Source organism: Vibrio sp. B181a (genome assembly GCF_030248375.1).
GTDB lineage: Bacteria > Pseudomonadota > Gammaproteobacteria > Enterobacterales > Vibrionaceae > Vibrio > Vibrio campbellii.
On the sequence record NZ_JAHGAD010000037.1, the window covers coordinates 28,184 to 53,105 of the forward strand.

The following is a 24,922-nucleotide window of genomic DNA, read 5'->3' on the forward strand; positions in this document are numbered from 1 at the left end:
CATGACCCTATATAAGAAGCTTGTAGTGGGAATGGTTACGGTCTTTTTACTTTTGATGGCATCAGTATTCGTAATCCAGTTCAACACTACTCGAGACAGCTTGGAGCAGCAGCAACGTTCAGAGGTCAACAACACCATTAACACCGTTGGTTTGGCACTGGCACCGTATCTAAAAGACAAAGATAAGGTCGCCGTTGAATCCGTGATTAATGCGTTGTTCGACGGCAGCACTTATTCTGTCGTACGTCTCACCGCGTTAGATTCCGATTACCAAATCGTACGTTCATACCCGGTTAAACCGACGAGTGTGCCGCAATGGTTTATCGATTTAAATCTGTTCAAAGCCATTCACGATAAACGCGTGGTAACCAGCGGTTGGATGCAGCTTGCAGAGGTAGAAATCATCAGCCATCCAGGTGCAGCATACGAGCAGCTGTGGCAAGGCTTTATTCGCCTGCTGACTGCGTTTGGCGTGATCTTCCTTGCAGGCCTTTTAGCAATTTCTTACATCCTACGTCGCTCACTCAAACCTTTAGCGGCCATCGTGAAGAAAATGCACGAGATTGCTAACAACCAATTTGGCGACCCACTGGCTCGTCCAAAAACCAAAGACTTGATTGCAGTCGTCGACGGCATCAACTCGATGTCGGCACAAATCGAACTGTCATTTAAAGAGCAGGCAAAAGAAGCGCAGCGCCTGCGTGCTCAAGCTTACCTAGACCCTATCTCCAAATTGGGTAACCGTTCGTTCTACATCAACCAAGTTGATCAATGGCTGGCAGAGCAAACGCAAGGGGGTATCGTGCTACTCCATGCTGAGTACATTGGTGACATCTACGAGACCAAAGATTACCAACGCGCCGATGCCCACGTGAAAGAGTTATCTCAACGTCTCAAGAACACCATTGATGTACCGGGAGCAACCATTGCTCGTCTGTCTAGCGATGAATTTGGTCTACTATTCCCGCACATGGATGAGAGCGAGTTGCGCATTCTCGCAGACAGCATCGTCAACTGTGTGAACGGCCTTAATACCGATCCTACTGGCATGGCGAAACCAAAAGCATCACTGGGTGTCGCGCACAGTAAAGATCAGAAAACACGCACAGAAGTGCTATCGATGGTGGATAACGCCCTATCGAAAGCCAAAGCGCAGCCAGATAAAGCTTACGGCTTCGTGGGTGGTGAAAACACCTCGAACCTAATGGGTAAACAGCAATGGAAAGCGCTGGTTGAAGAAGCGATTCACAGCGATTGGATTAAATTCCGCTTCCAGTCTGCGAAGAATACTTGGGGTAAAGTGTTCCATAATGAGGTGTTCTCAAGCATCGAAAAAGATGGTGAAACCTACCGTGCGAACCAATACTTGTTTGCTCTTGAACAGTTAGAAGCAACCAACATCTTCGACCAATACGTCATCGAGTCGATGATCAAGATGCTTGAAAGTGGCGAACTAAAAGAACCAGTAGCCATCAACATTGCCCAAAGTAGCTTGTCTCAACCATCGTTCATTCGTTGGACCACCAGCATGCTAGAGAAGCACTCAAAAGTGGCTCCAATGCTGCACTTTGAGCTTCCAGAAGCGTGTTTCATTGACCATCCGCACCACACGGCTCTATTGTGTAATGCGATTCGTCAAGCGGGTGCGGAGTTCGGTGTTGATAACTACGGCCGTAACTTCCAGTCACTTGAGTACATTCAGGAATTCCGCCCGAATTACGTAAAACTGGATTATCTGTTCACCCACAACTTGCACGACGAGAAACAAAAATTCACGCTGACATCGATTTCTCGTACCGCTCACAACTTGGGTATTACGACGATTGCATCGCGTGTTGAAACACAGATTCAGTTGGATTTCCTAACCGAGCATTTCGTTGAAGTCTTCCAAGGCTTCATTGTCGACAAGGAATAACGAAGGTACACCAAGGATGAAAGACCCTTTACTGAATTCGCTCATTTACGTTAGCCGATACTTCGGGCTAGCCAACTCACCAGAAGCGCTGATTAACGGCCTTCCGCTCTCTGATGGCAAGCTCACTCCGTTTCTGCTACCACGAGCGGCGGAAAGGGCCGGATTGGTTGCCAAGGAAAACCGTGCAGAATTAGACAAGATCTCGAGCCTGATTCTGCCGGCTATCTTACTTCTAAAGGGTGGCGATTCTTGCGTTCTCAATAGCATCGATGTGGAGAAACAAGAAGCTGAAATCACGACCCTAGAAAGCGGAATGGTGCCTATCTCCATTCCGCTAGAAGACCTACTTGAGCAGTACACTGGTCGCTACTTTTTAGTTAAAAAGCAATTCCGTTATGACGAGCGCTCTCCCGAAGTGCTCAAAACCAAAGAAGGTCACTGGTTTTGGTCAACCTTGTGGCAATCGAAACGCATCTACCGCGATGTACTTATCGCTTCTCTCCTCATCAACATCTTTGCCATTGCAGCACCAATGTTCACTCGCTTGGTGTACGACAAGGTAGTACCAAACCTCGCGTTTGAGACTTTATGGGTGTTGGCGAGCGGTATCTTCGTGGTGTTCCTGTTCGACTTCTTACTCAAATCGCTGCGTAACTACTTCATCGACGTTGCGGGTAAAAAATCCGACATCCTGATTTCCTCCAAGCTGTTTAGCAAAGTGATGGGGATCCGAATGGAGTCCAAGCCACCTTCAGTGGGTGCTTTTGCTCGACACTTGCAAGAGTTCGAATCCATTCGTGAGTTCTTCACCTCGGCCACGGTAAGTGCGCTAATTGACTTACCTTTCGCAATTTTGTTCCTAGTCATCATCTGGCTGATGGCGGGCGATCTGGTATACGTACCAATGATTGGTGTGGTGATTCTGATGATTCACTCGGCGCTGATTCAAGGTCCACTTCGCCGCTCGATTGAAGAAGGTTCTCGCCTTGCTTCACAGAAATACGCCAACTTGATTGAGAGCTTATCTGGCTTAGAAACGGTGAAAATGCTAAGTGCACAAAGCCAATTCCAATACCGTTGGGAAGAAGCCGTTGCGCACATGGCAAACTGGAACATCAAGAGCCGCCGTATCACCGACAGTATTCAAAACGCAGCGGGCTTTGTGCAGCAAAGTAGTAACGTCGGCATGATCATTCTAGGCGTGTACTTGATTGCCAATGGTGACCTAACCATGGGTGGTTTGATTGCTGCAACCATGCTGAGTGGTCGAGCGATTGGTCCTATGGTTCAGCTTTCTTTGCTTTCAACTCGATACAACCAAGCGAAATCTTCAATGACCATCATCAACCAAGTGATGGAAATGCCAGACGAGCAAGAAGAAGGCAAACGCTACATTCACCGTCCTATCGTACAAGGTAAGATTGAGATTGACCGTGTGACCTTCCATTACCCAGATGCGCCAGTGGCATCGATTCGTGATTTAAGCCTAACGATTAATCCAGGTGAAAAAGTCGCAATCATCGGTCGTATTGGTTCGGGTAAAACCACGCTAGAACGCTTGATAATGGGTCTGTACAAGCCGACAGAAGGTCACGTGCGTATTGATGACACTGACATCGAACAACTTCATCACGTGGATGTACGACGCAATATCGGCTGCGTACCGCAAGATTCGAATCTGTTCTTCGGTTCTATTCGCGACAACATAACCCTAGGTCGCCCGCTCACCGATGATCGCGATGTATTAGACGCCGCCAACCGTGCGGGCGTGACCACCTTCACTCAATCAGATCCTGCGGGTCTTGAGCGTCAAGTAGGCGAAGGCGGCGGCATGCTCTCTGGTGGTCAGCGCCAAGCTGTGACGATTGCACGAGCGTTCTTGGGTCGTCCTCCAGTGCTCTTAATGGACGAGCCAACCAGTGCAATGGATAACCGTTCAGAAATGCACATCAAACACCAGTTAGCACAGCTAAAACCAAGTGAAACGCTGATTTTGATTACGCACAAAACCTCAATGCTCGACATTGTTGATCGCGTGATTGTGATGGAGAAAGGCAGCGTGATTGCTGATGGTCCGAAAGCACAAGTGCTGAATGACTTGAAGCAAGGTAAGGTTCGCGCCGTAAGCTAAAACCGCATAAGCAGAAAATCAAAGCCCCGTCGAACCCAGAGTTTTACGGGGCTTATTTATAGAGGGTTAATAAACCAAAGTAACCAAACTCTTCGAGGAATATCCAAAGCAGCACAAAACCAACAATAGCCACTAACCCCATGATGGCCCTTTCATCTTCTTCCATTGCATCCCCTCTCTGTACGTAACATCAACAAGCTACTGATCTAGATTAGCAGCTGCCGACACACCAGATATCAGGGTTCATTCCCTCTCAATTCTGAACTGAGACATAGGTCAAAAATTGCTCAGCAATAATCGTACTTTGCATTGAAAATAGTTAATTACTTGCAAGCCAAAATCGGCTATAACACGCGCCTTCTTAATATTCTCGAGTTGAAGAAATGAATCATTGGATGCATTTAGAGCAAATCAGTAAGTATTTCACGGCTGGCTCTATCGGTTATAAAGTGTTGATGGGCGTCATCATTCTGATCGCTTATCGCTTGCTTAAGAAAATCGCCAACCGTGCGATCCTAAATTTGGCAGAAGCTAAAGGCGTAAACAAAGCACGCTTGAGCTTTATTCAGCGCTGCTTCAACGTCGCGTTCTTGTTTTTGTTTGCTTCGCTTTTCGCCATCGTAACCGGTATTGGCTACGGCGATGTGTCACTCTTCCTATCGTCTATCTTTGCGGTATTGGGTGTGGCTTTCATCGCGCAATGGTCGATTCTAAGTAACATCACAGCAAGCTTTCTGATCTTCTTTGTCTTCCCATACCGCGTCGGTGACCGAATTAAAGTCGTGGATAAAGACGAAGACATCAGCGGTGAAATTCAGGAAATCCGCATGTTCCATGTGCTGATCAAGCACGACAACGGCAACCTAATCACCTACCCAAACAACTTGATGCTTCAAAAAGCGGTCTTAAAGCTGGCAAAAGAAAAAGCCAAGCCTGAGGAGCCAAAAACCACCTCACGCATTTATACCCGCAGAAAGAAATAATCCACTAAAAAGCCGATGTATCTACATCGGCTTTTTGTTTCCTCGCATTTTTTAAATACCTTCTTGACCTCAACCAAGCTTGAGGTTTTAGCCTTATTCGCACGATTCAACATCAACAATGAAAAAGGAACCATTGTGTCCAAAATTGCGATTATTTATTTCTCTAAAACCGACGTTACAGGCCAGCTAGCTCGCGCGATTGCCGCAGGCGTTGAACAACAAGGCATTGAACAACAAGGTGGATTTGAAATTTTCTCTCACCGTATTGAAGGCAGTGAGATTATTGAGGGGCGTTTTGTGAACCCTAGCCTAATGGATGAACTTGCTGAGTGCGATGCGATTATCTTTGGCTCACCGACCTATATGGGCGGCGTAGCGGCGCAGTTTAAAGCATTTGCAGATGCAAGCAGTGAATCTTGGTATTACCAAAAATGGGCAGGCAAAATCGCGGCTGGCTTTACCAGTGGTGGGGCAATGAATGGCGATCAGTCAATGACGTTGCAGTACCTACAAACGCTAGCTAGTCAGCACGGTATGATGTGGGTCGGATTGGATAAGATCAGCAATTCTGGCGAGCAGAATCTGAATCGTTATGGCGTGCAAGGTGGCATTGTTGCTCAAGGCGGTGAAGACGGTCAGTTGCATGTCTCAGATGTTGTAACGGCGGAGTATCTTGGCAAACGAGTGGCAACGCTCGTTAATAAGCTCTCTGCTCGCTAGCAATAAAAAGAAGCCCCGCTAGATACATCTTCGGGGCTTCTTATTTATCGCTTATGTTTAGCGCTACTTCTTAATGTAGAGGTCTTTCGAGTAAATACGACCCTCTACGTTGTTCTTGGCAAAACCACCAACCGTAGGACGAACCAAACGCGCTTGCATGTAGTAGTAAATCGGTGCGATTGGCATATCTGCCGCCAACAATTGCTCGGCTTGGTCATAGAATCCTTGGCGCGCTTTCTCATCCGTTGCGGCCAATGCACTATTCATCGCCTTGTCGTAGGCTTCACTGCTGTAACGCGCAAAGTTACCTGATGAACCAGAGCGCAGTAGACTCAAGAAGGTGGATGCTTCGTTGTAATCTCCGCACCACGAGGCGCGCATCACATCGAAGTCCCCTTGTTTGCGAGCGACGAGATAAGATTTCCACTCTTGGTTTTCTAATTCCACTTTCGCGCCCAAGTTGTTCTTCAACATAGAAGCAATCGCCACTGCTATGGCCTTGTTCGATTCACTGGTGTTGTACAGCAATTTGAAATCCAGAGACTTACCATCACCGTATCCCGCTTCTTTCAGCAATTCACGCGCCTTTTCATCACGCTGTTTTTGCGTCCATGTGCTGTATTCAGGCTGAGTCGCATCAAAGCCGGCGGTGTATTGATGTGCGAACGTATAAGCAGGCAGATTACCTACTTGTGTGACACCATTCGTGATCACATCACGCATCATCGAATAAGACACGGCTTTTCGAACTCGTACATCATCGAAAGGAGGACGCGTGGTGTTAAACGCATAATAGTAAGTACAAAGTAGCGGAACCGCGGTATACGCTTGCTCGTAATCTTTCTTCAGCTTTTGCGCCATGTGGGTTGGTACATCTGAGGTGATGTCCACTTCGCCCACCGCATAGCGATTGATCGATGCGTTTTGGTTCTCAAATGGAATGTATGTCACTTCAGTGAGATGAGTATCCGCGCTATCCCAGTAGTTTGGGTTCTTTTTCAGTTCAATGCGTTCATTCACCACCCATTTATCCAGAACAAATGCACCGTTGCCAACAAACTGTTGTGGGTCACTCCACGGCTTTTCGCTGTTCTCAACCGTTGCTTTGTGTACCGGCATCATCGAAGTGTGGCCTGTCATTGCGACAAAGTACGGCACTTTACTATCAAGTTCGAAACGCAGAGTGTGTTTATCGACAGCGGTGATACCGAGATCATCCAGTGGCTTCTTACCTTCTGCTACGTCGGCGATGTTTTTGATCTTAGTAAGTTTGAGATACCAAACATTAGGTGAAGCGGTTTTCGGATCCACTGCACGACGCAATGAATAAACAAAATCATCCGCTGTCACAGGATCGCCGTTCGACCATTTTGCGTCTTTACGCAGCTGGAACACAAAGGTTTGGTTGTCTTCCGTTTGCCAAGACTCCGCAACACCAGGAACGATATTGCCATCGCGGTCTTGAATGACTAATCCCTCAAACAAATCACGAATCACGTGCATCTCTGGTAAGCCTTCGGCTTTTGCAGGGTCTAGCGTCGCCGCTTCTGCATCGTTTGCTCGTACTAAGTGTTGTTCTGGTGCGAGTTGCACACCATCAGGTAAAGAATCAGCTAAAGCTGAAGCGGATAAAAATGGGGTCAATAAAGAGGAAACCAGCAACGCTGTTGAATGCTTTTTAAAATCCATATCGTTTTTCGTTCTCCTAACACGTCTTTTGAAGCAAGTACCACAATTCATCATACAAGCATTGACGAACTTTAAGTGTTCAGTTTATATCCGAGTAATCTCAAGATGCTAAGTTCAACGGCGGTGACTTGAGTTATATATAGCTTGGGTGATGAATAGATACTACTCGAACAATCAGGAGATTACGGTGAGTCTAATTCCAAGAACGGAAAGAGCGGCATTTTTAATTACGCCAACATCATATGGAAAATCGGTACTGGGCGCGCCGTTGTTGTACTTCCCAGCACAAGTAGAAAGTAACTCGCGAGGCCTCATTCTCGCTGGAACACACGGTGACGAGACAGCTTCAATCGCCGGATTATCGTGCGCGTTAAGAAGCTTGCCAGCGGAGTGTCTGAAACACGATGTGGTTTTATCGATGAACCCAGACGCAAATCAACTGGGGACACGAGCCAACGCCAATCAAGTCGATCTAAACCGTGCGTTTCCTACGCAGAATTGGACAGAGCACGGCACAGTCTATCGCTGGAGCTCACATACACCTGTTCGAGATGTGAAAGTAAAAACGGGTAGCAAAGAACAGCTAGAGCCAGAAGTTGACGCACTAATTAGTTTGATTGAACTCCGCAAACCAAAATTTGTGGTCTCGTTTCATGAGCCATTAGCGTTTGTCGATGACCCCGCTCATTCTGATTTGGCCAAATGGCTCGGCAAGCAATTCAATCTACCTATCGTTGACGATGTTGATTACGAAACGCCGGGGTCTTTCGGAACTTGGTGCAATGAACGCCAACTACCTTGTATTACGGTGGAATTACCCCCGATCTCGGCGGATCTGACGATTGAAGAACACTTAGATGCGTTTATTGCACTGCTACAACACGCTCCTGCTATTTAAACATCCGGATCTTTTAAGGGCGATCAAGTAAGGATCTGCTTGATATCGGTACTGATATCACTGATCAACTGACGCGCGCTTTCGTCTCTTTGTTGCACCAAAATAATAAACAGCAGATCCGTAATCACGTTTTGTGCCGTACGTGAAGCAATGGAAGAACTACGATGCTCTGTTTCATTGGCGATGGTATCAAACGTGATGTCGGCAATGTCTCTCAATCGGCTTCTCCCCGGAGCTGACAAAGCAATCACTTTTGCTCCCTGCTCTTTCGCCGCTTCCGCCGCCACCAGAATCTCTTTGCGTTCTCCTGAGAAAGAAATCGCGATCTGCACATCTTGTGAAGAGAGCGTACGCGCAACCGCAATTTGTACGTGACTGTCTTGCTCTGATAATGCGGTAATCCCAAGCTTAAGCAGCTTAAAACTCAAATCTTTTGCGGTAAGCGCAGAGCCGCCAATGCCCACCACTTGTACACGGCGTGCTTCACTCAACCACTTCACCGCCTGATGACACGCCTCATAAGAGAGCGCATTGGTCGTTTGGAACATAGCGTCGGTTTTCGCTTTAACCAGTTTTTGCGAAATCACCGCAATCGGGTCATCCGCCAGAATGTCACTGTGTAGCGGCGTGGATTGCATCGCTTGTTTACGACCAATCTCTTCGTTCAATGCCAATTTGAACTCGCTATAGCCTTTATAGCCAATTCTCTGGGTGAATTTGACGATGCTCGATTGGCTCACTTGCACTTGCGCAGCAAGCTCTTGACTGGTCAATTGGGCGGCTTTTTCTGCATTTTCGACAATCCAATCGCCAACCAAACGACCACTTTGAGAGAGTTGAGTACGTCTTGCGACGATTTTATTGATAACGGACACGACAAAATTCCAAAAACTTTAAATAAATTATTCCAAAACAGAAATAATCACACTTTTTTTAACTGCCTGATTAACTTAACAACCCTTGTTTCTACGTAGGTTATCTCATCAGTATTCTCTGTCATTATTCCAAATTTTCACTGAACAAAGAATAACCTCAAGTGTGATTTTTATCACCATACCTGAATATTTTATTCCATAGAATCGCCCTCAGATTGAACATTTACGAAGAGTACAAAACATGAAAATTGATTTAAGCCGATTGGTGACAGAAAGCCGCAATCCAGCGAGTGCAGAGATCGATACGCTTTCTACCATCGAGATGCTGCAAGTCATTAACCAAGAGGATCAGAAAGTCGCTTTAGCAGTGCAAGCCGTATTGCCACAAATCGCGCAAACCGTCGATGCCATTACTGCAGCGTTCGCCAATGGTGGCCGTTTGATTTACATGGGCGCAGGTACATCTGGCCGCCTTGGTATTCTTGATGCGAGTGAATGTCCTCCAACTTATGGCACACACCCAGATATGGTTATCGGTTTAATTGCTGGTGGTCATCAAGCGATTTTGAAAGCGGTAGAAAACGCAGAAGACAACGCTCAAATGGGCCAAGACGATTTAAAAGCTCTGAATCTGACTCAGCATGATGTTGTGGTTGGCATCGCTGCCAGTGGCCGTACGCCTTATGTTTTAGGTGGTTTGGAGTACGCAAAATCTGTCGGAGCAACAACGGCATCAATCGCATGTAACCCTGAATGCGCAATGGCAGAAGCGGCGGACATCGCCATTCTTCCGGTAGTGGGCTCAGAAGTCGTCACCGGCTCTTCACGCATGAAAGCGGGCACAGCACAAAAACTGGTGCTGAACATGCTGACTTCTGGCGCAATGATTCGCAGCGGCAAAGTGTTTGGCAATTTAATGGTGGATGTAGAAGCCACCAACGCCAAACTGATTCAGCGTCAAACTAACATTGTGATTGAAGCAACGGGTGCAACAAAAGAACAAGCAGAAAAAGCCCTTGAAGCGTGTGAGCGTCACTGTAAGACCGCAATTTTAATGATTCTGGCTGATTTGGATGCTGAGCAAGCCAAATCTCGCCTCGCCGAGCACAACGGTTTTATTCGTGCAGCACTAAATAATAACTAAATAGCCCTAGTCCTGAAGGATAGTCCCTATGGCCAAAATTACCTCTAACACAGTATCGCAATTGCTCGCCGCAGTGGGTGGCAGTAACAACGTAAGTAAGTGCGGTAACTGCATGACGCGTTTGCGTTTATCTCTCGCGAATAACAGCTTGGCGGATCAATCCGTCATTGAACAAATTCCCGGCGTAATGGGTGTGGTAGAAAGCGACGAGCAATTCCAGATCATTCTTGGCCCCGGTAAAGCTCAGCAAGCTGCGGATATGATGAATAAGCTGATCGACAGCTTAATCTCTGGTGACAACGAAGAGTCTGACGCACCACAACAGGACCTTTCTGCAGTCGCTGCAGAACAGAAAAAACAGATAAAGAGTAAGCAAACCAGCGCGGTTCAGCGTTTTCTGAGTAAGTTTGCCACCATCTTTACACCGCTCATTCCCGGCTTTATCGCTGCGGGTTTGCTGCTCGGTTTTGCCACGTTATTGGAACAAATCTTCGTGCTCGACCAAACGCCAAGCCAGTTTATGTTGGATTTGATTGCCTACATGAAGGTCTTTGGTAAAGGTCTGTTCGCGTTCTTAAGCATTCTAATTGGCTACAATGCTCAACAAGCTTTCGGTGGCTCAGGTGTCAATGGTGCCATACTCGCTTCACTATTTGTGTTGGGTTACAACCCCGATGCGACGTCAGGCATTTATTCAGGAATGAATGAGTTCTTCGGTTTTGCAATTGATCCTCGTGGCAACATTATTGGCGTGTTGATGGCAGCGATCATTGGTGCTCAGGTCGAGAAAAAAGTGCGTCAGTATATGCCTGACGATCTGGACATGATCTTAACCTCAGTTGTCACGCTTTTGATCATGGGTGCAGTAACGTTTTTGATCATCATGCCAATTGGTGGTGAGCTATTCAAAGGCATGTCTTGGTTGTTCCTAAACTTGAATGACAACCCATTAGGCGCCGCGATTTTGGCAGGTTTGTTCTTAATTTCCGTGGTATTTGGTATCCACCAAGGGTTTGTGCCGGTGTACTTCGCCCTGATGGAAGCACAAGGTTTTAACTCGCTGTTTCCTATCCTAGCCATGGCTGGTGGCGGTCAAGTAGGTGCTTCTATGGCGCTGTACTTCAAAGCCAAGAAAGACGCCCTACTACGCACACAAGTAAAAGGTGCCATCATTCCAGGTCTACTTGGCATCGGTGAGCCACTGATTTACGGCGTGACGCTACCGCGCGTTAAACCGTTCGTAACCGCTTGTATTGGTGGCGCAGCGGGTGGCTTCTTTATCGGCTTAGTCTCTTATCTTGGCCTGCCTGTCGGTCTAAATACCGTCTTCGGCCCATCTGGTATCGTTGCAATCCCCCTGATGACCTCGGCTAGCGGCATCTTTGCCGGCATGATGGTGTTTATCGGAGGCCTACTTATCTCTTACATCGTTGGCTTCCTTGCTACCTACTTCTTTGGCTGCAAAGACGTTGATTTAAGCTAAATCATTCTAACCCCTATAGGAATGGACTAGCTCGCGTCCTTGAGCTTTCAAGGGCGCACCCTCTCTCTACTTCTCACGACATTGATTTTATTCCGTTATTCGGAAGGGGCTTTGTCGTGCTTAAAAACAATAGAAACGAAAAGGTCGTTCACATGAAAAAGCACATTTTGACTCTACTTCTCCCTACTCTGATGGCATCAAACGCAGCGATGGCCGCTCAACTTTACCGAGCAGAAGACGGGTCGGTTTTGAACATTTACTCTCGTCTTGGCTTTAACGTCACAAATAAAAATGATGAACACGCTGATGCCAATGGCGAATTTGATGGCCGTATTGGTTTGAATGGCTCACAAACTATCAACGAACACGCCTCTGTCATTGGCCAAGCGCAATACCAAGTAGGTGCAGCCGAATACGCCAACCAAGTGAACGACAAGCCTTCTCTCACAGCACGTTACGTTTGGGCCGGTATTGATGCGCAAGATTACGGTCGAATCACAGGTGGTCGTGTTGCGTCAGGATTAATCATGTTCACCGACATTGGTGATGTGTTCGCGTCATCAGACGTATCTATGGCACGCCAAGCAAATAAAGTGGATAAAACCGCGACACAAGTTTTCCGTCAAGACGGTACGCTGCAATACCAGAACCGCATTGGTAACCTCGATGCATCGGTGGCTTACATTCTTGGTAACAGCACCTCTGAACTCGATTACGGCTACAACGCAGCATTACGTTACACCCTAGAAATGGGCGATTTAGGCACTCTCGCACCTGTGGTTGCAATGCAAAAGAACAAAGGCGATGCGCGTGAAAATAACGATACCGATTACACCTTCTGGGGCGCGGGTACGCGTTACTACTTGGGTGATTTGATGTTAGGTGCGCTTTACTCAGAAGATGAGCTAGAAGGTTACTTCTCTGAAACCAGTACTGATAAGGTCATGGAGCTGACCGCAGTTTACAGTGTAAATGATAAATGGGCGCTACGTGCAGGTTACCGCTCTCTAGAAAACAACGGCGGCGACGAGCTTGAGCTTAAAGACACAACCGTTGAAGTGCAGTACAAACTGACCCCTCGCTCTTCTATCTACACCAGTTATGTTGACCGTAATGGCTCACGCGGTTACGACAACGCACAAGAAGTCTCGTTTGGTGGTGCACATGCAGATGAAAGCTACTACCACTTCGGGCTACGTTACGAGCTGTAAATGTCCATACACTCGTTTTAGTTAGCTAAGATTTCCTCCTCGATATATTTCCTGCCTTTAAAATATCGAGGAGTGAAATCTTCCTTCTTTTCAGTTATTAGCCTTTCTATAAGTTTCCAAGTAGGCATTGCTGTCATTTATCATTACATGCATGTTTACTTTTTCATCATTCAGCAAAGTACTCTCTCATCAATTAATCATCACTGAATCAATATGAGAGCTTTATGCCTGTAAAATTCTGCTCGCACTGCAACAAACCAACCGAACACAAACGCGTGATGAAGCGCGTCAACACTCAACCAGAAAACATCAACGGCAAAACTGCCCGTTTGATGGTGTTGGTATCACGCTGTTTTACCGGTAACCACTATCACGAGTTAACGCCTCAATTCTACTGCCGCGCTTGTAATCAACACTTTCAAGGCACTGCAGAGATTAAAGACCTGCACGCTCAAGACAACCTGCCAGTTTAAAATGATTACTGCCTAAAATGATTGCTGTTTGAAATGCTCAATAAACGCCTGTGTTCGCTTTGGTAAATGCTCTCGTTTTGGATACAGAATATAGAGCGGTAGGATCGCATCAGTTTGCCATTCAGGGAGTAACGGCACGAGTTGCGATCGCTCTTCTCCGCTGAGTTTCTCCAATGCGAATTCATCCAACATGGCAACGCCGCATCCCGCAAGAGTGGCCTCAAGCATGGATTGAACCAAATTAAAGCTGAGTACACTTTGCAAAGCCACTGAAACTTTTTGCTTGGTTTCCATATGATGAAAGTGCCACGTATCGAGATTTAACACTTCATTGCGATACACAATATGGTCAAGCTGATAAAGATCTTCCGGCGTTGTTATGCTTGGCTTGTTAGACAAGTACGCTTTATGTGCGAACGGTTTACAGTGTAAAGAGCGCAGATGGTGACCGATATAACCCTCGGGTGGATTGTTCGTGAAGAAAAACGCCACATCAAAGCCAGACTCAATAAGATCCAAAGGCGTTTCAGAAAAGATCACTTCGAACGTCACTTCCGGATATAGTTGGCGAAACTCGAGCAAGGCTCGGTTCAATAACGCCGCACCAAATGATGCCGACGCCGCGATGCGCAAATGCCCAGCGACTCGGTCACTTTCCATCACTTGTTCATTAATCTGCTCCGCTCCTTCCATCAAACCCTTTACTTGCTGATAAAAGCGCAGCCCATCGTAAGTTAGATTAAATTGCCTTGTTGTACGTTGAATCAACTGTACTGACAGAACCTCTTCTAACTGCCTCAATTGACGGCTCGCGTGCGCGTTTGAGCAACGCAGTTTTTTCGCTGCACCGGCAATACTCTTCTCTTCACATAGAGCGATGTACATCGGCACGTAGCTTAGCCACTTTATTTCCATATGGTAATTATGAATCTCCAAAAACAACCTACCGGAAATAATAGAAAGGCTCTACACTGCTTACAACTTAAAATTGGAACGGAGAATCACGAATGAACGCATTCGATACTTGGTTAAAAGGGCAAGTGATCAAAGACCATGTCACTAACCCGAATATTGAGGTAGGAGACTACAGTTATTACTCGGGGTTTTATCACGGTAAAACATTTGAAGATCAATCGGTTCGTTATTTAATGGGCGACAGTGTTACCCAACAAGAGTGGCAAGATGGCGCTTATAGAGAAGTGGACAAACTGATCATTGGCAAATTCTGTTCCATCGCTTCTGGCGCGACCTTTATGATGGCTGGCAATCAAGGCCATCGGGTAGATTGGATTTCTACCTTTCCATTTTCACCTGAAGAGTTTGGAGAAGATGTACAAAGTGGCTTTGAACGCGCAGGTGATACCATAGTTGGTAATGACGTATGGATTGGCAGCGAAGCGATGATCATGCCGGGCGTGAAGATTGGAGATGGTGCAGTGATTGGTGCGCGCTCAGTCATCACTAAAGATGTTCCGCCCTACTCGATTGTTGTTGGTCACAATCATATTGTTCGCCAACGCTTTGACCACGAATGTGTCGCAATGTTGTCAGAAATCAAATGGTGGGATTGGCCCATTAACCATATTAAACAAGCAATGAAGATCATGTGCAGCAGTGATGTACGTGCGCTTAGTGCTTACTACCAAGAACACATTGCCTAACGGTTAAAAACAAAAGCCCGTGTATCTCTCAATACACGGGCTTTTTTCAATCTTCCAATTAAAGAGTTAAATCGCGACGACGTCTTCTTCCTCTAAATTTGCCGCCACTTTGATTTCGTATTGGTTAAAGCTAAACACACAACCGCCATGAGTGCGTTTGGTTGTCACCTGCTCGTCTCCAAATTGCACTGTAACACGGGTAAACACGCGATCTTTGGCTTCGACAATATTCTCTTCCAATGAGACCTCAAAGTCGTGCTCTGTGTGTTCTAGCTTCTGTTTAACCTGATCAAGACGCTCATTGTTTTGTGCTTTTAATACTTCGATTTGAGCTTGTTCTTCATCAGTACGCTCTGCTTTAGGTCGCTTCTTAAATTCAAGCTCCTTACGAATCACATCCATCGTGCCTTCTTGGGCGGACTTATATTCTTCTTTTAAGTTGGCAATACGCTCTTTGAATACAGCGTAACAGGCAAAAGCTTCGACTTTCGTTGCTGTATCACCTTCTACACCAAGCTGAGAACAAAGTACCTTACTTCCTACTTTGGCATCACCACCGCTTAAAGTGCCGTTTTTACCGCTGGCATCAAGTACCGTCAGGTTGCGTCCACACACAATGTCGTTATTCATACTGTGCACAGCCAGCTCTATGTCTTCGCCAGACTGCAATTCACAATACTGAGCGTAACTGGCACGAATCGATGCTTTGGTTCGAACGTGGCAACTCTTCGGCTGACCATCACTCACTGTGTGGCCAATAATGCCTTTCGCGACTTGGATGTCGCCTTCAGCTTGCACGTCCGCGGATTCAATAAACCCACCAACGGTAATAGAGCCGGTCGCTTTGACGATCATGCCAGATTCAATATTGCCGCCAATGATGACGTTGCCTTTAAACTTAACGTGTCCGGTATTTACGCCCACACTGTTCAGACACAGCGCATTATCAACTTCAATGGTTTTGTCTTTGATGAGAGGCGTACCAGACACAGAAGCGATAAGAAGGTTAGGATCGGCTTTGCTGATTTCGGTTCCTTTACCCGGTTTGATAGGGCTGTCTTTGCCTGCTTGAGGAGGAATCACGCGACCTTGCACAGTAAAGCCTGGAATACCCTTGGTAGCAGGCGTTCGACGCATGACCTCGTCGCCAATATCAACGGCGATGGTTTCACCTAAGTTACGTAAATCAATCTTATCACAAGTGGTTTGGCCTTCTTTCGGCTTGAGGATACGTTTGGTGATGTCTTTGACGAGAGGCGTAAAGATAGCGTCTTTACCTTTAGTTGGTTGTTTACCAACAGCGACGGGTTGAGTGAAGGTTTCTCCGGGTTTAAGTTGATTACTGACGACCATGACTTTTTTGAGCGCCAATTTGTTGATGCCTTTCGACACTCGCGCATGAGCAAGCGCTTGAACGATTTCAGGACCACGCAAACCGCGGCCACCATAAGCGCCAGTTATGTTCATACTAGCGAGCATGTCGTTGTTCGACAGTTCAACTTCTACCTGAGCATTCTTAATCTGTGCGACGACGATGCCTTCGTATGCTTCAGCTTTACGCTCACGAGCACAGTTAATGAATCGAACCACTTCAGCGTCATCAACAAACGCCTGACTGGCATTCATTGCTTGAAGCTGTTCAGGCAACTCCTTTTGATTTAGCTCACTTCCCAGTTCAACATCTCCTGGTAAGCGGGCAAAAATCCTCGTTTTGTCTTCCGACCATTCAAGGCATATCTTCCACATAACCAATCCATCTGCTACCCATCACCTAACTCAGTCTAACCAAAATCATTTTCTGAACAAACCTCTCAATTCTCAGAATCAGGCTCACATCACTAAAGGATGCCCCGCAATTTCTGAGCTTGAGGCAGACAAACACAGAATTTCTAAATCGAGTTTGGATTCATTTATTAGTCACACTACCTGAGTTTGACTGGTACATAGCGAGCGATATCTGAATAAAAGTGGAGGTATGCTTAATGGCAATAGTGACTAGACTACAAATTGCTTATTTAGCTCAAATATCAATATCGTTCAAAAGAACGAGTTCCCGTTTACAGTGTAAATTGAGATTGTCTTTACCCCCTTCCGTAGACCTTGACTAAAAAGAGCCAAATAAAAAGGGAGGATTTACAGTGTAAACCCTCCCCCTTTCAAATCTACTTTTACAGTGTAAATTACTCGCTCTGTTTACACTGTAAATTTAGTTATCAAAACTTGTAGCTCGTTTCTTATATGTGCTTCAACTTGCTTACGTCCCGGCAAGCCATATTGCTTAGCGCACTCACTCCAGTCTTTGTTTAAGAATAATTTACTGATCATCAAGTCAGACACATCAGCCAAACCACATTGCAGTAACCATTGCTGAATCCAAACAGAGACAGATTCAAAGTTGTTCCCACCTTGAGCATAACACTCGATTAAAGTGCGCTTCGTTAAATGGGACTGGCAAGTAGATACCGAGGCTGGCAAGAGCGCACGAAGCAAACTTGGCTCTAACTTAGGATAGGTAGACGCCGCACTCAATGGCAACAGTTCTTCGAACAGCGATTTGGCTTCGTTTATCCAACCTTGTTGTGAGCCACATTGACGAACCATCAACAACGAGTAACACCCACTTGCTGCATCTCGCATACTTCCAAGACGAATGGATTCAAAACCAGATTGCTTCCAAAACGTAATCAGTTCTTCTGTTGCACCAAAGCTGGTGGACAAATAAGAGATATGAGGCGGCGTAGTTTGTTCCAACTGCTTCAACATTTGTTGGCCAATACCCTGCCCTTGCAAATCTGGATGCACCGCAATTCGCATGACTCGTAAAGTAGAAAGCGTCCCCACATCAGCGTAACCAAGTTGATTGATAATAGTCACTGGCGTCAGGTGCCCTTTCGGACGACGTTTCCCAAGCTGAATATCTTTAATGAGATTCGAATCGAGGTTGCCCTCTTCCACCGTTAACATCACCCCAACGATTTCATTATTATTCTGAGCTACGTAAATCTGGCAATGTTCATCTTGCAGAAGATGCAACAAATCATTTGGCGAGGTTTGATAATGCGCATTCACGAGTAACGCAAAGCACGTTTTCAATACGGAAGGATTAGAAATCAACGCTGACTTACGGAGGTTGATTAATGAAATATCACCAAGCTCGGCAGGTTGGCTCAGGGTAAGTTCTGCATCCAGTAAAAATGCTTGGTACAACCAAGATTCCAGGTTGTCATTCACTGCCCATCGAATAGGTTGTTGAAGATGACAAAGCTTCATTCCAGGTCTTTGCTTTTGTAGCCAATCAACAAACTTAAGCGTGAAGCCACGGCCACAACCTTCATAACCATGAATGGTGGTTGAAAAGACGAGGCGATGATATTGCTCAGTAATCTGCTTGAGCATAGGAACCGGAATCGCAGCAGCTTCATCAACCAATAACAAATCACACTCAGGTAAAGCTGAGAGTAATTCATCCGGCGCAATAAACTGAATGTAGCCCTGCCCCGCTTCTAATCGATCTTTCTTAACCCGCTCTGCGGTTGATAGCATTCTCAGTGCGTGCTGATAGACCGGTTCAACCGCTTTGATGCTTGGCGCTGTGACGAGAATTCGCAGTGGCTTTTGCTCTAAAAGCTGCGCGCATGCAATGCCTAACGCACTGGTTTTTCCTCGACCACGATCGGCAGTTAATACTAACGGACGTTTACGATGCCCTGTCACCACTTTTTCGATAAAAGAAACCGCTTCAGTTTGCTCGCTATACTGATGCGCTTTTTCCGCTTGAATGAAATCTGGTAGTTGAGGTAATAGTGAATTTTCCTCAATAACGGTGAGTTGTTGCCATTGCGTTTGCATCCACAATTTGGCTTCATCCGCGTCTTGATTTTTATTGGCAACCACAATCAATAGTCCACCGCCGACAAGCGCGCCAAGAGCCGAAGTAAAACTGTTGGCATCAAGCTCTTTTCTCGCATCAAACAGCAAAACGTCACACTCGCGACCGAGCAACATATTGCCTTGTTTTGCATTTACGCAGTGGGCTTTTTCTAGTTGCCACTCCCCTACGCAGAACCAAGTTTGATTTTGTTGCTTTTGATGGAAGTCGGCAATCAAGGCGTTTTGCCAATCGGCATCACCGTAAATCACCACGCCATTACGTTGAAAGGCTTTGTAAGATTGGAGCTGTAGCTGAGAAAGGAATTCAGATTGTGCGAGCATTACGTGTATCCAAGCGTTGAACTAACGCCATGTTATCACATCTGGATTCATGGATACTTCGCCAAATTGCAGACATAAAAAAACCGCCCTGAGGCGGTTTCAAACAAGATAAGGTTTACTTCATTTTGCTCTCAACGAAAGCCAGAATTTCTTCCATCAAGCTGTCGTCTACTTTCTTCAAGTTAAGAGCAAGGTTGTTACCTTTACGGCTGTAGCTTGCACGACCTTTAACTAAATCGACTTTTTCTGCTTTCTTAGCCGGTTTCGCAGGCGCTAATTCTGCAATCCAGCTTTCGATGCTTTCTGTCACTTCTTTAGTAAGACGAGCCACACCTTGAGCGGTACTGCGCTGCCACAAATAACCTTCCGACGTACGACACTTATCCAACAAGTTTTGCTGTTGTTCGCTGTTCAACGTCGAGAATTGCTTATGCAGCTTAACAATCGTTGGACGACCTAAATCACCAACATTCGGGTAAGCTTGCAGAAGTTCAAGTGGAAGTGCCGCAGCTTTTAATGCGCCACTCACCAATGCTTCACTGCACTGGAACATTTTTGCCAACGCTTTTTGGTCTTCAGCTTCGCCACTTTCAAGCTTCGCCTGCATCTCTTTACCTTTTTCGTATAGAGAAAGTGGCTTGTGCGCGTTTGCAACATCAGAAAGGAATTTCGCGTGGTCTGTGTTGATGCCATCACCAACGTAAACCAAGAAATCCTGCCCTGCTAAGATACAAGACATACGACGGCGACTACCGTCTAATACTTCAATCTTACCATCTTCAGTGCGACGACCAACCGCTGGATACTGTTGACCACGTTCTTTCAACGTCACCAACACATCTGATAAAGCGTGTTCGTTTAGGAAAGATTGCTCACGAGCGTTCTCTGCAAATACGCTAGTGTCTGTCGCCACTTTATCTGCAGGAATTCGTACCAATTCAAATTGAACCGTACTCTCACCAGCTACAGCAAGTTCGATGGTTTGTGCTTTGTCTTTTACTGCCGTTTGCGCTTCTTGAGGTGTCGCAACACGACGCTTATTGGTTTTACCAAATAATTTCGCGTTTAATTCTGACGTTTTCAATGCCATTTATTCATTACCCCTGATTCAGTGACGGCCAGTTAGAGTGCAGTACGCGCTCCAGTTCTAGTGCACTCTTATGTACCGCATCTTGTGCAGTAGCGAGTGTTTTCTTACCACCTTCGAAGTCGCCTACGGTTAAGTCAAACACGGTGCTGTAGGTGTCAGCACAGGTTTCGAATGCGCGACTACGAGGAATGGTGGCCATCATAACTTGGTCACCTAGAAGATAGTTCATTTCAGTTAGAACAGAAACTTGCTTCTTGTTGTCGTCTTCAAACATAGTTGGCATCAAACGAACAAATTCTAGACCGTTCCAATCTTCCGGGAACATTTCGTAAACCGTTGGAAGGTGTTGGAAGAAGTTTACTGTAGAAGCCCAGTCAAGACGCTTAGCAGCACAAGGAATCAATAGCGCGTTTGATGCGTACATTGCGTTCCATACTAGCGGATCAACGTGTGGACCGGTATCAATCATAATCACGTCGAAGTCATTCGCAATCTTGTCAATCAACTGCTCTTTCAACAGACGAACGATATCTAGCGATGGGTCTTCAGAGAGTGTTTGCCACGCTTCTGCGTTGAACATGGCGTCTTCTGGGAAAGCAGAAATCGACTTCAAGTTCGGGTATTGCGTTGGCAACAGCACGTTCTTGTGTAGAAACTCACGATCGATTTCAACGCCATCTGGCACGTTACCAAGCATGATATCAACTGCAGAATAGATATTGTCGTGCTCTGCCACACTGATTTGTGGGTTCAAGAACAGACGCAGAGAACCTTGAGGGTCAAGGTCAATCAAACAAATGCGGTAACGTTTATCTAGGTTTAGCGCCAGACATGCCGCTAAGTGAACCGCTGTCATCGATTTACCCGTACCACCCTTTTGGTTTTGTACGTTGATGATCCACGGTTTGTTTTCAGAATTCTTTTTGCGTTCATGGAATTTAGGCACTTCTGCCGCATCCATTAGCATGTGCGCTTCTTCAAGCGTGATTGAATAATGGTTGGCATTATTCTTTGTAAATTGATGACCTTCCGCTTCCATCTTACCGATAGCATCGTCCAGCTTACGGCGAGTCAAACCTGAGCGGGTTTCCATCATTGCCTTAGACATTGGTGGGAAGTAGTTGTCACTACGCTCTTCCAAAACAATCTCAATACGGTCAGCTTGAACTTGTTGGGTAAGTTCCGCTAACTCTTGGAGATTTTCAATCGTTGTTTCTCTTTTCATGCCAAATTCCGTTGGAAGGATATCTGTTTTTAATTGTACAGCACTGCAATCCTAAAACAACAAAAAGGTGCACGAACATTTTGAATAACCATCACATAAAAAATACTCACAAACGCCTGTTTTATGATTTCACCTTAAAAACATCATAAAATTTAATCAAATCTATGCGAATAAAGTGCTTCAAACCTTGAAAGAATAAAAATGTCACACTGTCACGTATTTACAATGTAAATCTAACGTTTTTCCGGAACGATTATAAAAAGGCACTAAATTACGGATAGTGTTAGATGAATCTAGTGTTTGATGGTGCCTCAGCGTTTTAATTTAAAAATACAAGGAAAACCAGCCTTGATCATGCGTCCAGTATGTTTAGGCATGTAAAACAGCGATATTAAACGGAAGTATGATCAAGGAGTCTTCATGATCATACTTCCGGTAAGAACAGAAAATACGAAAGCATGATCAAGGAAGTTATGCGTCCTTGTACGCCGCACATCGATTTTTCAATGCGATCAATTTACTGGAAAAATGATCAAGTGTGTTTTGTCCTCGGAAGCATGATTTTTCACGGTCAATTTACGGCTGAATGCAGATAGACTGGGGGATAGAGGCAAAATCAGAGATAAAAACGTGGAACGATGAAAATAAATCGAAAACAAAATGTAGAACGCGATATCATGATCATGCTTCCGCCAATTTCTAGATAGCAACAAGGAACAAGGCGGCCAGCTTAAAACTGAGGAATATTTCAGCATTTGCGTAAATTGTATTCACAGTTCATTGCAGAACGATGGAAAGCGACGCTCTTGATCATTGATCCGAAGGTAAAATGCCCTTGCTTTACAGCAAATCAGAACAAACTTTTCCAAGCCTTCACGGTATTTCTGTGGATAAGTTGTACAAACATCATGATCATCGTTTCAGGACCTTTTTGATCATCTTTTCAGAAACTTAATGATCATGCTTACGAGACTTTGTGATCATGCTTTCAGGGATTTGTTGATCATCGTTTCGGAATATTCATGATCATAGTTCCAGAGTGCTACTTTGAAATACCCATTCAAAACATAGACTTACGCAACCAAAAATCTTCAGATCATTAGATCATATAATCAATAAGATCAGATTAATCAAAAAGATCAGTTATTTAAAAAACAAAGATTTTTTCTTTATTTATGATCTGTTTTTCTTTATTCTTCGGAACCATAGCAAAACTACGGCTAGTGTGATCTGGATCTAAAATGACCGCTGATGAAAAAATTCTGATTAAAGCGCCAAGAAGCCATAAGGATGGGCACCTTTTTGAGGTACACGAATCTTCTGCAGATTGGGTAGAACAATACCAACACTTCAAAGGGGTAACCAAGAGCATCTTAGAGTTGCTTAATCTGATCTCTTTACGAGGATTCAGCAGCAAAGACGGTTTGGTATCGACAACAGAAATTGTTGAAGCAACCGACGGTCAACTGACCAGAGCCGCCTTACAACAGCGCTTACGTGCTGCAGTGAACATTGGTTTGTTTCATCAAACACCAGTACGTTTTGAAGAAGGCCTTGCTGGCAAAACCATGCTGCACAAGTTCGTCAACCCGAACCAGCTGATCTCAGCGTTAGGTGCCACCAGCTTAGTTACAGAAAAAGTTCGTCAGAGCGAAAAACAAAAGCGTTCTAAGGCCTTGGCGCAAACTCAAGTGAACAAGCGCCTGTTGAATGAACATGGTTTGAATACCCCACCGATGATGAAGGATGAAGCGGATCAATTTGTCGTTTCTCCAACTAATTGGGCAGGGATCATCGACCAAGCCTTAGCGCCTCCACGCACTCGCAAGAGTTACCAGAAATCCATGGTTTCGATCTCTGGCACCAAAGCCGTGATTGAAACACGATCGTCGAAAAACATCATGACAGTGGACGATCTGATGACCTTGTTTGCTCTGTTTACGCTGACAGTGCAATACCATGATCATCACAAGGATCAGTACCACATGGACGCGGCGCATGTGCCCAACAAAACACCGTTGTACATCACGGATATCTTGTCATTACGTGGCAAGAAAGACAGTGGCCCTGCACGAGATTCAATCCGCGACAGTATTGATCGTATCGAGTTTACTGATTTCCAATTGCACGAGCTCACTGGCCGCTGGCTGAGTGAAAACATGCCAGAAGGCTTCAAGAGTGATCGTTTCCGTTTTCTTGCTCGAACCATCACTGCATCGGAAGAAGCACCAACAGAAGGCGCTGACGGTGAAATTCGCATTAAGCCAAACCTTTACATTCTCGTGTGGGAACCGTCGTTCTATGAAGAACTGCTTACGCGTGATTATTTCTTCTTGTTCCCGCCTGAAATTCTGAAACAACACACCTTGGTGTTCCAGTTGTACTCGTTCTTCCGTAGTCGTATGGTGCGTAGACACACCGATTGCATGTTATTGAGTGAGCTGAACCAAAAACTGGCACGAAACATCGAATGGCGTCGTTTCTCAATGGATCTGATCCGTGAGTTGAAGCGCCTGTCTGATGGCAAAGGGACGGAAGATCTTTTTGTTGTGAACTTATGGGGCTATCACTTAACGATCGAGACCATGATCGAAAATGGCAAAGTGATGGACTACCAAATCGACATCAAATGCGATGTGGAAGAAGTATTGCGTTACTCGCGTGCTCGTACGACCAACGCAGGAAAGCGTAATATGGCCCCTACGCTGCCAAACCCACTTCGTAATGAGATGGTTACGAGGCAGCAGCTAGACGAGCTCTCAGGCATCATAGACGGCGAATTTGAGCCTATTCAGCGTAAAGCCTCCTCTCCACGTGGTAATTTGGGCCGCCGAGTGAAGCAGAAAAAGCACTTAGTTGAGATCAACGCGGACGAGATAACCATTACTCTATCCAAATATACCTCTCCAGAAGCTCTAGAACGCAGTATAACGGCTTTATCGGCGATGACAGGGCATTCCTATGCCTCAATCAAAGAAGAGTGTTCTGACTTCATAGACAAGCTCGATTTCTTGCGAGTAGGGGATGCACTTCTGCCTTACGAGACGTTAAGCAAAACAGTCGAGCTGTTTAACAGCCAAAACGATGTCAAACATCTCACCATTGAGCGTCTAATCGCAGGCTTAGCCGTTCGTCGAAAAGTGTGTCGCCAGATTTTTGAGGGACACATGGATGAGATGGTATTCAGAGCACTTGATGAAATGGCGATTTAA

General features: G+C 45.7%; 18 protein-coding genes. 11 read left to right on the forward strand and 7 right to left on the reverse strand.

Annotated elements, in window-relative coordinates:
* Position 1: 1 nt before the first annotated feature.
* The 4 genes from KIO97_RS16595 to KIO97_RS16610 all read left to right on the forward strand — a co-directional run bounded on the left by KIO97_RS16595 (position 2) and on the right by KIO97_RS16610 (position 5,749).
* On the forward strand, positions 2–1,915 hold the full coding sequence (locus KIO97_RS16595) for a LapD/MoxY N-terminal periplasmic domain-containing protein (RefSeq protein WP_285383470.1): 1,914 nt from the start codon (positions 2–4) through the stop codon (positions 1,913–1,915).
* A gap of 16 nt (positions 1,916–1,931) precedes the next feature.
* Positions 1,932–4,046 carry a type I secretion system permease/ATPase gene (locus tag KIO97_RS16600; RefSeq protein ID WP_005428951.1) on the forward strand — a complete coding sequence of 705 codons (2,115 nt, stop codon included), beginning with the start codon at positions 1,932–1,934 and terminating at the stop codon, positions 4,044–4,046.
* A 395-nt stretch (positions 4,047–4,441) separates the two neighbouring features.
* A complete protein-coding gene (locus KIO97_RS16605; RefSeq protein ID WP_045382991.1) occupies positions 4,442–5,029 on the forward strand; it encodes a mechanosensitive ion channel family protein in 588 nt (195 codons plus the stop codon).
* A gap of 135 nt (positions 5,030–5,164) precedes the next feature.
* Entirely contained in the window at positions 5,165–5,749 is a 585-nt protein-coding gene (locus KIO97_RS16610) for a flavodoxin family protein (protein ID WP_285383471.1), read from the forward strand.
* Between the two features lie 63 nt (positions 5,750–5,812).
* On the opposite strand, the gene KIO97_RS16615 is transcribed toward KIO97_RS16610, so the two are convergent.
* Positions 5,813–7,438 (reverse strand): ABC transporter substrate-binding protein, encoded by a 1,626-nt coding sequence (locus tag KIO97_RS16615; RefSeq protein WP_228903947.1) that lies wholly within the window; start codon positions 7,436–7,438, stop codon positions 5,813–5,815.
* 187 nt (positions 7,439–7,625) lie between these two features.
* On the opposite strand from KIO97_RS16615, the gene mpaA reads away from it, so the two are divergent.
* Positions 7,626–8,336, forward strand: coding sequence for a murein tripeptide amidase MpaA (mpaA, locus tag KIO97_RS16620; RefSeq protein ID WP_285383472.1), 711 nt, complete (start codon positions 7,626–7,628; stop codon positions 8,334–8,336).
* A 23-nt stretch (positions 8,337–8,359) separates the two neighbouring features.
* On the opposite strand, the gene KIO97_RS16625 is transcribed toward mpaA, so the two are convergent.
* Positions 8,360–9,211, reverse strand: coding sequence for an SIS domain-containing protein (locus KIO97_RS16625; protein ID WP_005428937.1), 852 nt, complete (start codon positions 9,209–9,211; stop codon positions 8,360–8,362).
* Between the two features lie 241 nt (positions 9,212–9,452).
* Here KIO97_RS16625 and murQ point away from each other — a divergent pair, with 241 nt between their 5' ends.
* From murQ to KIO97_RS16645, 4 genes are all read left to right on the forward strand, one after another.
* A complete protein-coding gene (gene murQ, locus KIO97_RS16630; protein WP_285383473.1) occupies positions 9,453–10,355 on the forward strand; it encodes an N-acetylmuramic acid 6-phosphate etherase in 903 nt (300 codons plus the stop codon).
* Between the two features lie 28 nt (positions 10,356–10,383).
* A complete protein-coding gene (gene murP / locus KIO97_RS16635) occupies positions 10,384–11,838 on the forward strand; it encodes a PTS N-acetylmuramic acid transporter subunit IIBC (protein WP_285383474.1) in 1,455 nt (484 codons plus the stop codon).
* 152 nt (positions 11,839–11,990) lie between these two features.
* The gene (locus tag KIO97_RS16640; RefSeq protein WP_285383475.1) at positions 11,991–13,049 is read left to right on the forward strand and encodes a porin; all 1,059 of its coding nucleotides are present in this window, start codon (positions 11,991–11,993) and stop codon (positions 13,047–13,049) included.
* A 224-nt stretch (positions 13,050–13,273) separates the two neighbouring features.
* The gene (locus tag KIO97_RS16645; RefSeq protein ID WP_285383476.1) at positions 13,274–13,522 is read left to right on the forward strand and encodes a hypothetical protein; all 249 of its coding nucleotides are present in this window, start codon (positions 13,274–13,276) and stop codon (positions 13,520–13,522) included.
* Between the two features lie 12 nt (positions 13,523–13,534).
* Here the strand turns inward: KIO97_RS16645 and KIO97_RS16650 are convergent, their stop codons facing one another.
* Complete coding sequence (locus KIO97_RS16650) at positions 13,535–14,437, reverse strand: LysR family transcriptional regulator (RefSeq protein ID WP_285383477.1); 903 nt, start codon at positions 14,435–14,437, stop codon at positions 13,535–13,537.
* Positions 14,438–14,529: 92 nt separating this feature from the next.
* Here KIO97_RS16650 and KIO97_RS16655 point away from each other — a divergent pair, with 92 nt between their 5' ends.
* Complete coding sequence (locus KIO97_RS16655; RefSeq protein ID WP_285383478.1) at positions 14,530–15,183, forward strand: CatB-related O-acetyltransferase; 654 nt, start codon at positions 14,530–14,532, stop codon at positions 15,181–15,183.
* Between the two features lie 66 nt (positions 15,184–15,249).
* On the opposite strand, the gene KIO97_RS16660 is transcribed toward KIO97_RS16655, so the two are convergent.
* From KIO97_RS16660 to KIO97_RS16675, 4 genes are all read right to left on the reverse strand, one after another.
* Positions 15,250–16,929, reverse strand: a complete 1,680-nt coding sequence (locus KIO97_RS16660; protein ID WP_285383479.1) for a DUF342 domain-containing protein — start codon at positions 16,927–16,929, stop codon at positions 15,250–15,252.
* A gap of 447 nt (positions 16,930–17,376) precedes the next feature.
* A complete protein-coding gene (locus tag KIO97_RS16665) occupies positions 17,377–19,395 on the reverse strand; it encodes a tRNA(Met) cytidine acetyltransferase TmcA (protein ID WP_285383480.1) in 2,019 nt (672 codons plus the stop codon).
* A gap of 115 nt (positions 19,396–19,510) precedes the next feature.
* Positions 19,511–20,485, reverse strand: a complete 975-nt coding sequence (locus KIO97_RS16670) for a ParB/RepB/Spo0J family partition protein (protein WP_285383481.1) — start codon at positions 20,483–20,485, stop codon at positions 19,511–19,513.
* Between the two features lie 7 nt (positions 20,486–20,492).
* On the reverse strand, positions 20,493–21,710 hold the full coding sequence (locus KIO97_RS16675) for an AAA family ATPase (protein ID WP_005428912.1): 1,218 nt from the start codon (positions 21,708–21,710) through the stop codon (positions 20,493–20,495).
* A gap of 1,241 nt (positions 21,711–22,951) precedes the next feature.
* Here KIO97_RS16675 and KIO97_RS16680 point away from each other — a divergent pair.
* Complete coding sequence (locus KIO97_RS16680; RefSeq protein WP_285383482.1) at positions 22,952–24,922, forward strand: replication initiator protein RctB domain-containing protein; 1,971 nt, start codon at positions 22,952–22,954, stop codon at positions 24,920–24,922.